The following is a 12865-nucleotide window of genomic DNA, read 5'->3' on the forward strand; positions in this document are numbered from 1 at the left end:
GGAGTTGGGTAAAACCTAAATTTGTACGCTTTTTCAACCATCTACTGTTTGCTTTTCGACTTTGAAATTTTAACAGATTATGTGTAAAATCGCAAGATTGATTGGCATTCCCATACGGCGCTCTCCCTACGGGAGAGCGCGGGTATAAATGCCAACATTTAGATAAATTATGGTAAGTAAAATATCTCAAGCTGATAAAAGAAGAGAAATTATTAGAACTTTAGACTCTGCTTATCCAGTATCGAGGGAAAAGGCAACCTTAGCAATTCTAGGTGCAGGTGCATGGGGTTCTGCTTTAGCAAAATTGGCTGGTCATAATCAACATAAAGTACATTTATGGTCTCGTAACTTGAATGTAAATTTATCAGAAATACTCCAAAATGTTGATATTATAGTTTCGGCAATTTCTATGAAAGGAGTGAATGAAACGGCAGAAAAAATCAAAAAAATTGGATTATTAGAAAAGGTAATTATTGTGACTGCTACAAAAGGGTTAGATGCAGCAACAAGACGGACTCCTTCTCAGATTTGGGAAACAAATTTTCCTAATAATTCAGTCGTGGTTTTATCTGGCCCTAATTTATCAAAAGAAATTAATGATAAATTACCTGCTGCAACGGTAGTTGCTAGTAAAAATAAGGCAGCAGCAAAAACAGTACAAAATATTTTTGCTTCTGATTTATTTCGGGTTTATAGTAGTCCCGATCCTATTGGTACGGAATTAGGTGGAACTTTAAAAAATGTTATTGCTATTGCTGCTGGAGTTTGTGATGGTTTGGAACTTGGTACTAATGCTAAATCAGCTTTGTTAACTCGTGCTTTGACAGAAATGATTCGGGTTGGTAATCATTTAGGCGGACAAACTGAAACTTTTTTTGGGTTATCTGGTTTAGGAGATATGCTGGCAACTTGTAGTAGTTCTTTGAGTAGAAATTATCGGGTTGGTTATGGTTTAGCTCAAGGTAAAAGTTTGGAGAAAATTTTAGATGAATTACAAGGTACTGCTGAGGGTGTTAATACTACGAATGTTTTGATCGATCTTGCTTACCGAGAAGAAATTCCTGTGCCTATTTCTCATCAGGTTTTTCTTTTATTAAATGGAAAAATTACTCCAGAAGAGGCAGTAGAAGCTCTGATGGAAAGAGATTTGAAAGCTGAATTTTGTGATTGATTCTTAATAGTAGCCGAAGCAAAGTTTAGGAAGGATCAAGAGCCTCAAACTCAGACAAAGCAATATTTTTCTTTTTTCTTTCTTCCTTCTTCTAAATCTGATAAAAAACATAGTAACCCACATTCCGCACGTCAATTTGTAACATGAAAAGTAGTATGAAAAAAACATCTTGATTCAGTATTTATACGGTATAAATTATCTTCATTGACCTGGATCGAGAATCAAATTATCAGGAAAGTATTAAGTATAAATACTCAATTATCACCACTACTATTTTCTTCTGAATTCTGGATTCTGGATTCTGGATTCTGGATTCTTTATACTACATTTTGTCGTGCGGAATGTAGGTAGTAAAACTCAGCCTAAGAGTAAAAACTAGCTAGGCAGTAGAACTAATATAGGAAAAATTTATTGGATATAGAAACTAGGAAATGGCAATACTGCTGATACCATGCTTGTCTATGACTTCGACATATTCAGGAGGAGAAGATTCTATCTCCCAATCTGGGAAAACTTTACGAATAACCTGAATATGAGGCTCAACCTCAATCCAAAGCCTTGCTCCGCCAGCCTGACTGCCATTTGGCTTGTGAGGTCTGTAGATGATTTTGCAAGGTCCGACTATTTCCGCTTGATGGCATCTATGATTATGACCGCCTTGTTTAACACCTTCTTGAAAACTAGACACGCGCTAGACATTTGCCATCGGTGAGGTGCAAATGATTTTGTGGCTCACCCGTTTCAATGTGTACTTGCTGTGAAAGTTGATGTTCCGCCCACAAGCTATGGGTTAGGATACCCTCAAGGGCTTTCCGACCTTGAAAAAGTTGAGTCCTCTGGATACGATGTAGTTTAATAAAACTAGCAACTCGCCTCCAATGACTCCAATCATGTTTGTTGACATCCCCTGGTCTCAACAAACACTGTGGTATTTTTTCTGATAATTTTAATGCTCTACGACCAATTACTAAAGCTGCAGCAGTGCCACTATTGAGGCCATACTTAGCCATATAATTAATCATTCCAATTACACTGGTAAAAGCTGGATTAACTTTAATTAATTCAACTCCAAATCTTCTACAACGTGACAATATAGCTTCCCTAAACATTCCCGTAGACAATAGGATCAGCATCTCATTATAAACTTTACCTTCCTCGCTCCGAGCAATGGATTTTTTCTTGGTAAAGTCTAGAGATTCAATCGCAATAGCACATTCAAAAAACTCTGCTAATTTGACAATTTGACAAACAATATTTCTCATAGTTGCTTGTCGTTGTCCTGTAGTTTGATTTTTCCATTTATACGGGATTTCTTCGGGCATATTCAATATTTCCATCCCACTTCACATAAGTAACTGAAATTGATTCTGCATTAAAATCAATACCAAGACAACCATTTTTTCTAGTATGAACTACTGGTATTTCTTGTACATAAGTTGAAAGATGTATATACCAATTGTCTTGTTTATTTTCCCTACGAAAAATAGAAACTGTGATTGGTTTTAAACTGTTTATGGCATAATCTAAATCTGTTGCTCTATATCGACCATTCCTATCTGAAACAGAAAATTCTAACAGTATTTTTTGACCATATTTGTCCTGTAATAGTCTCGGTAGTTGAATCTCTAATTTATACTTACCATCCTCTTGTAATGGGAAAACTTTCATCATAGTTCCACCGCCTGGCTGAGATTTTCCTACACATAAAAATCTGCCTGACCGTTTTTTTCGCCAATCTACACTCCATCCTGATCGGGTTTTATATCCATTTTCTGCTAAATTATGTTGAGCGTTAAATAATTTCTGTGAACCAAAACAAATATGTAGACGTTCTGTATTTTTTAATTTCTTTAATTTTTGTTTCAGACTAGCTATTTTATGAATTTTACTCTTTAAACCTAGTAATTGATGAAAAAATTTGTTTCGAGATTGTGTATGTGGAAAACCTTTTTTTGTTGCTAGTTTTAATGTTTTTTCTAGCTTAGTGATAAGTTTTTTTGTAGCAGTTGTTTTAGCTTGGATTTGTAACTCTAATTTAGTGATATAGTTTTTTTTAGCTGTTTTTAATTGGTTTAAACATGTTCGTGCTTCAGTAGCGATTGAGTCAGCCCATGCCCACTGAATGTTAAACTTTTTCTGGAGACGCTTTTCTAGTTCGGATTCTGATAATTTCTCTGTTTGCATCCAGTTAATAGCAGAGCGTTTCCAGGATTCATATAATGCTCCGAGTTCCTCAAATACGGGATGATATTCAATTTTGGCTTCTATCCCTATTAAGGAACCGTGAAATTTGGCCATTACTTACATTGAATCACTTTACTTAAGGTTAGCAGAGCTTATCTCAGGGTGTCAATCATATTTGTGATAGCTTTGACATGAAATCAAGTTTCGTGTCAGGATCTATATTTTTCTGCTAATTCGCGATTGTCTCATATCCTAGACATTTTGTAGATGTTTGTTTAGGTATAGCAATGAGCGCTGGTATATTTACAAATTGCAGGAGGGGCTAAATAGCTAAAAGTCTTATATGATCAGCAATTCATTCCCCCAGATGAGCTGTTGCCTGTTGCCTGTTGCCTGCGCACAGCGCTATATGACTTTTTTTGAGAAAAAGTTACTAAATTACCAAGCATTACCAATAATAGTAAAAGCTGCCCAATAATAAGGATGAGATAAATTTTCATCTCCATATTTTGCTAATTCTTGTGGCAATTTTACTCTACTGTCAGAACCATGTAACTTACCTTTTTTCAAATTTACTTTCCCTTTTAACATTGCTATTTGTGCTTGTCTGAGGGCTTCTGCTTTTAGTGGAATTTTTTGAAAATGTTGATAAAATTCATTCATTAATGCCAAAGTTCCCACATCACTAACATACCAAAGACTTGCCAGTGCAGATTTAACTCCAGCTTGCACAGCTAAACCAGCAAAACCTAATTCTGCTTGTTTATCTCCCACTGCAGTTTTACAGGCACTTAGTACCAATAATTCTACTTTTGGTTGATGCCATTTCAAATTTCTAATATCATCTAACTCTAGCTTTTCTTGATTCCAAAATTGAATATAAGAATTACTGGGTTTGCCCGATTTAAACTCAGCATGGGTAGCTAAATGAATAATTCCAAATTTATGTTTTTTTCGTTGGTATTGTAAATTTTTAACTGTAAAATCTTGGTTGATAAATGCTTTGCCTGGGAAAAATTCTTGTGTAATTTGTTTTAATTCTGTTGGTACGGCTGGTAAAGATTGATGGTCGATAAATTCTGATGCTCCCATTCCTAATACTTGCATATTTTTTCTGGGATTATACTCAGTTTCAATCATATTAAAGGCGGGAATTAGAGCAATACTATACTTTTCTATGAGAAATTTTTCTCCATCATGTAGTGCTGATAATGCTAAACTGCGTAAACCTGGTCCTAAACAAAAAAGAATCGTATCTACTTTTTGCTTTTCTAATTCTGATTCGATAGGAGCTACTATCCACTGGTAAATTTGTTGAGCAGGTTTTAGATATGAGGTTGTGTGGCGTGCTCTGGGATCTATTATTTCCCCAGCTAATATTTTTGCTGTATTTAATACAGTCTTTCGCTCTTTATCAGTAACACTGTATATAACTGGTACTTGATTGGGAGTAATTAATACTAATTGTATTGTTGTTTTTCTTGGCCATACCCAAACAACCGCAGGGTTTTTATCAGTTTGAGATTTCCATAAATCAAGTTGTTTAGCTATAGCTTCAGCAGTTAATGTAAAATCTGAGAGATTAACACCAAAGTAATTTTCATAAGCTTTTTCCCAAGTTTGTTCGATTCTATTCACAACTTCTTTGACAGCTCGGTCTTTTAATAATTTATCCCACTCTGATTCTTGCAGAGCAAATGCTGGTTGTTTTTGTAGAAGAATATTTAACGTGATACTACTAATGCAGATTAATATAAATAGGAAGGATAAAATCAGATTTTTTTTCCATCTTTTGTTAAACATAATTTGGCTCCAATATTTTTATTGCCAACTCTATTAATTGTGATTTAGGCAAAATTATAGATGGGTTAAATATAGCAATTAATATTCAACTATCAATAGTCAGTTTTTCTTGTTTTCGTGATTTTTACTTCCTTTCAAGGCTGATTAATAGACTTAAATTACCCGCAAACTACACTATGGGAAGATGAATTTGCTTACTGAATCTCGGTACAATGGTCTACACTGTGGAAAATAGGAACTTTATATATAGATAAATCTAAAATCAAAAACAGATATGACACCTCCAGAAACTAACACTCCTCCAGAGGGTTCAGATAATCATAATTTAGCACCTGTAGGCCTGAAAGAGCCTGAAGTTAAGCCCAATAATACAGCTCAAGTAGGCGATCGCCAAAATTTAGAAGATGATGATTATCTCGATCAATCTCCTGATGATGTGGAAATGTCTATATTTGACCATCTTGAAGAGTTACGGATGCGAATATTTTATTCTCTAATAGCAGGAGTTGTAGGTATTATTGGTTGCTTCATTGTAGTTAAACCTATTGTCCAATTCCTAGAAGTTCCTGCCCACGGAGTAAAGTTTCTCCAACTGGCTCCAGGAGAATATTTTTTTGTAACTATTAAAGTAGCTGCTTATAGTGGTTTTCTTTTGGCAAGTCCTTTTATACTTTATCAAATAGTTAAGTTTGTTCTGCCAGGCTTAACTATTAGAGAAAGAAGATTTCTCGGACCAATTTTTTTAGGTTCTACAGTTTTATTTGGATTGGGATTAGTATTTGCTTATTTTGCAATTGTACCGGCGGCTTTGAAGTTTTTTATTAGTTACGGATCGGAAGTAGTAGAACAAGCTTGGTCAATTGAACAATATTTTGAATTTGTATTGCTATTAATGTTTAGCACGGCATTAGCATTTCAAATTCCGATTCTGCAATTCTTGTTAGGTATTTCAGGAATTGTTTCTTCTCAACAAATGTTTTCTGGCTGGAGATATGTATTGTTAGGTGCAGCAGTTTTAGGAGCAGTTTTAACTCCTTCAACTGACCCTTTAACTCAAAGTTTATTAGGTGGAGCAGTAGTTGCTCTTTACCTGAGTGGTAGTTTTGTTGTCAAGTTGATAGGACGTTGAAGAAGGCAGAAGGCAAACCCTATTTAGGTAACTACAATAACCAGATTTGGTATAGCATAATGTCCGCACTTTATTGTTTGTGTAAACTCAAGGGTGAATATCTACAGGAAATTTAGGTTTTTTTTGTTGTTTAATAGCCTTTATTCCTCTTCCTTCTTCCCTCTTCCTTCTTCCTTCTTCGATTCTTTAAATACCAAATAAAGTATAAATTCGATTCCGAATCCAAATCATTGCTGTTTCTTGAGAATTTTCTTGGTTATCAAGTAATCCTAAGTTTTTTAAAGTCTCTAAACGTCGGGATAATTCTTCAGAAATTTTGTCTGCTAGTCTTTGGTGTTTTGCCAAAAGATTGTGTAAATTTTCTCGGTCTACTACAAATAAAATAGTATCTTCTGTGGCACGCAGACTTGCTGTACGAGCAATCCCTAATATTAGTGACATTTCTCCAATAAATTCTCCTGCATATCTAGTTGTAATATACTTATTTGCTTTTGCTGAAAATACTTCTACTGACCCCGAAAGTATGATATAGAACGAGTCTCCTGGCTCTCCCTCTAGACAGATTATTTCACCGCGAGGAACAATTTTTCTATATCCATTTTCAATGACGTCTCGTAATTCAATATTATTACAATTCTGGAAATAACTAATCTGTCGTAATAAATCTCGTAAATTCAATTTTGAGGGATTTTGTTTAGTTTTTGCTATATTTTTGACTAAGGAGTTTGAAAGTTTTTTTTGATTTTTTCCAGAAGTTGTTGATTCTGCTTTTTGATGTGTTTGAATTAAATCATTAATCTGGCGAATATGTAAATCTCTTTGGGGAAAAGGAATAGAAATATTCCGAGAACGTAATTCTAAATCTATTGAAAAATTCAAATAACTTCTGATTTCATCTATGAGATGAGGATATTTAATCCAGACTAATAATTCAAAATTTAAGGCACTATCTCCAAACCCTTTAAACCAAACTTTTGGTGAGGGGATTGATAAAACTTTTTTCTCTTTTATAGCTGCATCTAAAAGTGCTTTTTTTACTAATGCTGTATTACTACCATAGGCAACACCAATGGGAATATGTATGCGAGAAGTCGAATCTTTATGACTCCAGTTAATAATATTTTTTTCTACTATAAAATTATTAGGAATAATTACAAAAATACCATCAATAGTTTTGATGACGGTTGAACGAATTGAGGTTTTTTCTACTATTCCTGATAAATCATCAACTTCGATAAAATCTCCAATTTTAATCGGTTGAGCAATCAAAATTGTTAAACCACTAACAAAATTACTAATAATATTTTTCATGCCAATACCAATGCCAATACTTAAAGCACCAGCAATTACGGTAATTGAGGTTAGGTCAATGCCTGTATTATGAAGTACGATTAAAATACCAGCTATTGTAATTATGTAATTAATGATGGCAGCAATGGCTTCTTTTGTACCTTTTTTGATTCCTAAATTAACTAATATCCATTCTTTCAGCCACTTTTTTATTGTGCGGGAGAAAAATACTACTAAAACAATTAAGGAAATTATTTCAGTAATATTCTTGATGGAAAATGATTGATTCCCTAATTCAAATAGTTCTGTTTTAAATATTTGAACTAAGAGGCTAAATATATTTTTTATTTCTATAAATATCCAATTCATGCTTAACTCAGTTTACTTAATAAATGAGGGAAAATTAAATATATAATGTAAGCATTTCCTGCGGATTGCTTCCCTACGGGATGCTACGCAAACACAAGCAGTCGTCAGCTATCAGCTATTGCTTTTAGTTTAGGCTCAAAGCAATATTTAATTGTCTTACTACAAAAGTTGCCTTCCTTGCCTTTAAAGTCAATTGTTAATTTAAACACTTTCCTATATGAGAGAGTCTTGTTGCTGATAGCTGACAGCTAATAGCTGAATGCTTACAATTGTAGTAACTCACTTACTATTTAATTTATAATTTATATTCTGTTATTTATATTGTTTAAAGGATTTAAAAATAATAAATACTACTCTCAGGAAAAGTGTAGCAGCTACCTGATTATATTCTAATATTGATAAATTGATAAATTGATAAATAGTTTAACCTATATGTAGCAGTTGCCACTATAGTTAGGACATCGGGTAATTATGATTATTTATGACGCGAGCAAGATGCTCACACTAAATTGTCCTAAGAAACCAGGTGGTTGCTATATCAAAGAAGAAAAAAAATTCCTTATATTCAATTCCGTAACGGTTTTAACCAGAGGCAATTATTACGTAAGTATTCAGCCGTCAGCTATCAGCTATCAGCTATTGCTTTTAGTTGAGTATAAAAGCAATATTTAATTCTCTTACTACAAAAGTTGGTTCCCTTGCTCTTAAAGTTAGTTGTTAATTTAAACGTAAGCATTCAGCCTTCAGCAATCAGCAATCAGCTATTGCTTTTAGTTTTAGATAAAAACTTTACTAATTAAGGCATAATTTATACTTAACTATCAAAGCTGGCTAAAATAGTCTATATTTATTCAAACCCCTTCCTTTTGCCCTCGAACTGACAGCTAATAGCTGAATACTTACATTTAAACACTATCCTATATGAAAGAGTTTTTTTGCTGATAGCTGACTGCTAATAGCTGAATGCTTACATTATTACTTATTAATTATTAATTAATGAAGTTGTTCCCTGTATCGTGACTGTAGCAATATTTTATAAAATTGGTATTAGATAAATAATAAACTAAGAGCTGATAGTTAATTCAAATAAGGAAAAATCAAAAAATGACAAAAATAACTTATTCTGACTTTGAGAAAATAGAAATAAGAGTAGGAAAAATTATTACTACAGAAGAATTTCCAGAAGCCAGAAAACCAGCTTACAAACTGTGGATAGATTTTGGTCAATTTGGCATCAAAAAGTCTAGCGCAGGATTAACAAAACTCTATATTCGTCAAGATTTAGTGGGAAAATTAATACTAGCAGTGACAAACCTACCACCTCGTCAAGTCGCTAACTTTATGTCTGAGGTCTTAGTTTTAGGCGTGGTGATGGATGATGGAGAAGTTGCTCTAATACACCCAGATAGAGATGTGCTACTGGGCCAAAGAATCTTGTAGTGTTTTGAGCAACTTCTGGTTAAAATTCTTCTACCATCCACTCTGAAGCTCTCTCACCTAAGTCTAGAGGAATACTAACTGCTTTACCCAGTCTAGGTCTTTCTTTCGTATTCTCAATATACTTCTTAACAGTTTCTACAGCACCAAAACCATTAATATAGGTGGCTATTGCATCTAGGTGGGCCAAATAATCTACTTCTGTCATCGGAAAAGATACTTGTTCAAGGTACTTCCACATCACCTGCACAAATATTTTGCCTTTTGTCCGACGTAGTTGAATATCATAAGATTTACCCCACTTGTCTAGTAATAGTTGATGTAATTCCTTGCCAGTTATCATAATATTTTAGACTTTAGATAGATTATAACTTCTACAGTTTTGAGTTCTAAACACTAAATATAGTGTGGCACTATAGTTTTATTTAGGATTATGTAGTGTTTTTGCGTAAATTTTCAAGTTAAATAGTTAATTTGGGAAAAACTAACTATTAAACAAGTTTCCAAAAGTAAAAAATTATACTACATTTATAAATCTAAATTATCTAGTCATAGACCTTACCATCACAACATTTACATTTCTTAATGAAAAGAACAATCAAAGTTCAACTAAATTTCACAAAGGAGTCCCGCGTTGTAATCTATGATTCAGCGCTGGGAGGAATTTTTAATTTCAAATAAAATGAAGCTTCATTGTTGATTGATATTTTTCACTATTTGAAGTATCGTATAAGAATGAAGCAAATAACAACTATATCCTGTAAATTAAAGGTCATCCCAGAAGTGGCAAAAGAAATAGAAGCCACTATGGAAATGTTTGCTAATGCTTGTCAGTATGTACACAAAAATAGTGACAAAAAACTGACAAATCATGTGGCCATGCAAGCCTTGATGTACGGTATAGTTAGAGAAAAGTTTCAGTTATCAGCACAAACTACAATTCATGCCATTAGACGAGTATGTTCTAATCGCAAAACTTCTATAACTAATCATATTAAAAAAGAATTAACTTTTGCACCAACATCAGTTGATTACGACAGTAGAACATTTAGTTTAGATACACAGAAATGGATTGTGAGTTTAAAGCTTTTGAGTAAGCGCACAAAATTTGAGTTATTAATAGGTAATTATCAACATGGAATATTAAAAGGTAGTAAGCCTACTTCAGCAGTTTTAACTAAAAGAAATGATGGAACTTACTATATAAACATTCATGTTAATCATATTCTTCCTGAGCCAAAATCAACAAATAAAATAATAGGAATTGATTTAGGCAGGACAGATATAGCCTCAACATCTGAAGGTGAATCATGGTCAGGTAAAAATATAACTTCTAAGAGAAATTATTATTCTCAAATGAGAGCAGTTCTACAAACAAAAGCATCTAAAGGCACTTCTTTGTAGTCGAAGAAGATGTCGGCAACTACAGCAACGGTTATCGGGTAAAGAACGACGCTATCAAAAACATATTAATCACGAAATAACAACTTATTTAGTCAAAAAAGCAGCGACTAATAAGAATTCTATTGCCATAGAAGATTTAACTAATATTAGACAAAGAACTAATCAGCAACCAAAAAGTAAGAAAGAAAGAAGATTATCTAATGGTTGGGCTTTTGATCAGTTCAGAATGTTTCTTGCTTATAAATGTGTGTTACATGGCGTGAAATTAATATTAGTTAATCCAGCATATACTAGCCTTACTTGCCATAAATGTTTACATATTCATCCGGCAAAAGGTAAATCATATCGAAATGGTAAAGATTATCGTTGCCAACATTGTGGATGGAAAGGCGATGCTGAGTGCGATTCGTTCAGTCAAAACCTAAAAAAAGGGGGGGAAGACTGGCATCTGTGTAGTAACCCGTTTAAGGTTGAGTCCGCACTTAAATCCTATGCAGATGACAACTGAATAACCATGTTGGTGAAGAAAAGTATCCTAGAAATTCTAAGCCCAACCCTCCAGGTGCAGGAGTGAAAACATATTCCCTGTTGTAGAGAGTGGTCTTCAATATGGCAAAGCGGGAATAAAAGGTCAAAAGTATACCAAACCTCGTGGTCAAGGCAGACTGAGTAAGTCCGTATGGATAACAAAAGTGAAGGAATATTTGAACCGTCTACACGCCTGACTAGCGAAAGAGGATGATACGCTAGACGAACCAAAAGGTCACAAAACTTGGGAATCAACAGAATTCGGCTCTAGTTGATAAGCACTTCCCAAAAAGGCGGAGAATTTCATTCTAACCGGACAAACCGATGGTTATTCGGAACGAAGTAACCCTGGTAGTTACTCTGTGAGGAGGTCGATACCCACAGCAGTCAACCAAGACGCAAACTCTAGGAAACTAGGTAATGCTAGGGAAAGATTGAGCTCAATTGCTAATGCTTAACCGTAATGGTTGAGATACGCCGACGGACTCACGATGTAACGGAAGGTAAGGCTGTTAGTAGTAGTAATGTTATGAACACGGAATCAAAACCGATGTATAGATGGAAGGACATCCCCTGGCCAAAGCTAGAAAGGATGGTCTATAAGCTACAGAAACGGATTTATCAAGCGTCTCGTTGTGGCAACGTCGCATTAGTTCACAGACTCCAAAAGTTGCTCGTCAAATCTTGGTCAGCCAAAGCCATAGCGGTGCGTAGAGTGACCCAGGATAATCTTGGCAAAAAGACAGCAGGAGTGGATGGGGTAAAATCCCTATCCCCAGCAGCACGTCTAAAGCTCATAGACCAACTCAAACTGGGAACAAAGGTTAAACCAACAAGAAGGGTTTGGATACCCAAACCTGGGACAGTTGAAAAACGACCTTTAGGAATACCTACCATGTATGACCGCGCATTACAGGCTTTAGTAAAAATGGCACTAGAACCAGAGTGGGAGGCCCTCTTTGAGCCAAATAGTTACGGCTTTAGACCAGGTAGAAACTGCCACGATGCCATACAAGCCATACAATGTAGCATCAAACAAAAGGCAAAATATGTCCTTGATGCTGATATAGCCAAATGCTTTGACCGAATTAATCATGAGAAGCTACTAGAAAAACTGAATACTTTTCCCGCCTTTCACCAGACAAATCCGAGCTTGGTTAAAAGCTGGTGTAATGGATGGAAAAGAATTATTCCCAACTGAAACAGGCACCCCCCAGGGAGGGGTAATATCACCCTTGCTTGCCAATATTGCTTTGCATGGCATGGAAGAAGAGATTAAGAGTTTGTCAGAATCATTTGACATGAAGCGCTCCGACGGTAAATACCAACTACCAAAAAGAGACAAAAGAAACTCAATTAGTTTAATCAGATATGCCGACGACTTAGTAATTTTACATGAGTCTGAAAAAGCAATCCATCAGTGCCATCAGGTCATAGCAGAATGGCTTCAACAAATTGGTCTAGAACTCAACCAGTGTAAAACCCGAATAGCCCACACCCTTGAATCATACAGAGGAGAGGAAAAAGGCTTTGACTTCCTGGGATTTCAT

10 protein-coding genes and 2 pseudogenes are annotated in these 12865 nt (G+C 34.8%); 6 read left to right on the forward strand and 6 right to left on the reverse strand.

Going from position 1 to position 12865, the window contains the following annotated elements:
- Window positions 1-169: 169 nt before the first annotated feature.
- A complete protein-coding gene (locus F6K54_RS28440; protein ID WP_293085191.1) occupies window positions 170-1171 on the forward strand; it encodes an NAD(P)H-dependent glycerol-3-phosphate dehydrogenase in 1002 nt (333 codons plus the stop codon).
- Window positions 1172-1595: 424 nt separating this feature from the next.
- Here F6K54_RS28440 and F6K54_RS28445 read toward each other — a convergent pair whose 3' ends face one another.
- The 4 genes from F6K54_RS28445 to F6K54_RS28460 form a co-directional block, all read right to left on the reverse strand.
- A complete protein-coding gene (locus F6K54_RS28445; RefSeq protein ID WP_293085194.1) occupies window positions 1596-1859 on the reverse strand; it encodes a hypothetical protein in 264 nt (87 codons plus the stop codon).
- Window positions 1852-2493 carry an IS200/IS605 family accessory protein TnpB-related protein gene (locus F6K54_RS28450; protein ID WP_293085196.1) on the reverse strand — a complete coding sequence of 214 codons (642 nt, stop codon included), beginning with the start codon at window positions 2491-2493 and terminating at the stop codon, window positions 1852-1854. Before F6K54_RS28450 ends, F6K54_RS28445 begins: the two co-directional genes overlap by 8 nt.
- Entirely contained in the window at window positions 2471-3469 is a 999-nt protein-coding gene (locus F6K54_RS28455) for a hypothetical protein (RefSeq protein WP_293085198.1), read from the reverse strand. Before F6K54_RS28455 ends, F6K54_RS28450 begins: the two co-directional genes overlap by 23 nt.
- Window positions 3470-3793: 324 nt before the next feature.
- On the reverse strand, window positions 3794-5158 hold the full coding sequence (locus F6K54_RS28460; RefSeq protein ID WP_293085201.1) for a CHAT domain-containing protein: 1365 nt from the start codon (window positions 5156-5158) through the stop codon (window positions 3794-3796).
- Window positions 5159-5432: 274 nt separating this feature from the next.
- Here F6K54_RS28460 and tatC point away from each other — a divergent pair, with 274 nt between their 5' ends.
- Entirely contained in the window at window positions 5433-6287 is an 855-nt protein-coding gene (tatC, locus tag F6K54_RS28465) for a twin-arginine translocase subunit TatC (protein WP_293085203.1), read from the forward strand.
- Window positions 6288-6473: 186 nt separating this feature from the next.
- Here the strand turns inward: tatC and F6K54_RS28470 are convergent, their stop codons facing one another.
- Window positions 6474-7946, reverse strand: a complete 1473-nt coding sequence (locus tag F6K54_RS28470; RefSeq protein WP_293085205.1) for a mechanosensitive ion channel domain-containing protein — start codon at window positions 7944-7946, stop codon at window positions 6474-6476.
- A gap of 1104 nt (window positions 7947-9050) precedes the next feature.
- On the opposite strand from F6K54_RS28470, the gene F6K54_RS28475 reads away from it, so the two are divergent.
- Window positions 9051-9386, forward strand: coding sequence for a tRNA-binding protein (locus tag F6K54_RS28475; RefSeq protein WP_293085207.1), 336 nt, complete (start codon window positions 9051-9053; stop codon window positions 9384-9386).
- Window positions 9387-9405: 19 nt separating this feature from the next.
- Here the strand turns inward: F6K54_RS28475 and F6K54_RS28480 are convergent, their stop codons facing one another.
- Window positions 9406-9723: a DUF3067 family protein gene (locus F6K54_RS28480; protein ID WP_293085212.1), complete on the reverse strand. Its 318-nt coding sequence runs from the start codon at window positions 9721-9723 to the stop codon at window positions 9406-9408.
- Window positions 9724-10118: 395 nt separating this feature from the next.
- Here F6K54_RS28480 and F6K54_RS28485 point away from each other — a divergent pair, with 395 nt between their 5' ends.
- From F6K54_RS28485 to F6K54_RS28495, 3 genes and pseudogenes are all read left to right on the forward strand, one after another.
- Entirely contained in the window at window positions 10119-10787 is a 669-nt protein-coding gene (locus F6K54_RS28485; RefSeq protein ID WP_293085210.1) for a hypothetical protein, read from the forward strand.
- 55 nt (window positions 10788-10842) lie between these two features.
- Window positions 10843-11295: pseudogene (locus tag F6K54_RS28490) on the forward strand (IS200/IS605 family accessory protein TnpB-related protein); the annotation flags it as partial.
- Between the two features lie 570 nt (window positions 11296-11865).
- Window positions 11866-12865: pseudogene (locus F6K54_RS28495) on the forward strand (reverse transcriptase domain-containing protein); the annotation flags it as partial.

Origin of the sequence: Okeania sp. SIO3B5 (genome assembly GCF_010692555.1) — a bacterium.
GTDB lineage: Bacteria > Cyanobacteriota > Cyanobacteriia > Cyanobacteriales > Microcoleaceae > Okeania.

Excerpts from the sequence above, each read along its gene's own strand:
- F6K54_RS28440 (WP_293085191.1), top strand. The coding sequence starts at position 170 with ATGGTAAGTAAAATATCTCAAGCTGATAAAAGAAGAGAAATTATTAGA.
- F6K54_RS28450 (WP_293085196.1), bottom strand. The coding sequence starts at position 2,493 with ATGCCCGAAGAAATCCCGTATAAATGGAAAAATCAAACTACAGGACAA.
- F6K54_RS28455 (WP_293085198.1), bottom strand. The coding sequence starts at position 3,469 with ATGGCCAAATTTCACGGTTCCTTAATAGGGATAGAAGCCAAAATTGAA.
- F6K54_RS28460 (WP_293085201.1), bottom strand. The coding sequence starts at position 5,158 with ATGTTTAACAAAAGATGGAAAAAAAATCTGATTTTATCCTTCCTATTT.
- tatC (WP_293085203.1), top strand. The coding sequence starts at position 5,433 with ATGACACCTCCAGAAACTAACACTCCTCCAGAGGGTTCAGATAATCAT.
- F6K54_RS28470 (WP_293085205.1), bottom strand. The coding sequence starts at position 7,946 with ATGAATTGGATATTTATAGAAATAAAAAATATATTTAGCCTCTTAGTT.
- F6K54_RS28475 (WP_293085207.1), top strand. The coding sequence starts at position 9,051 with ATGACAAAAATAACTTATTCTGACTTTGAGAAAATAGAAATAAGAGTA.
- F6K54_RS28485 (WP_293085210.1), top strand. The coding sequence starts at position 10,119 with ATGAAGCAAATAACAACTATATCCTGTAAATTAAAGGTCATCCCAGAA.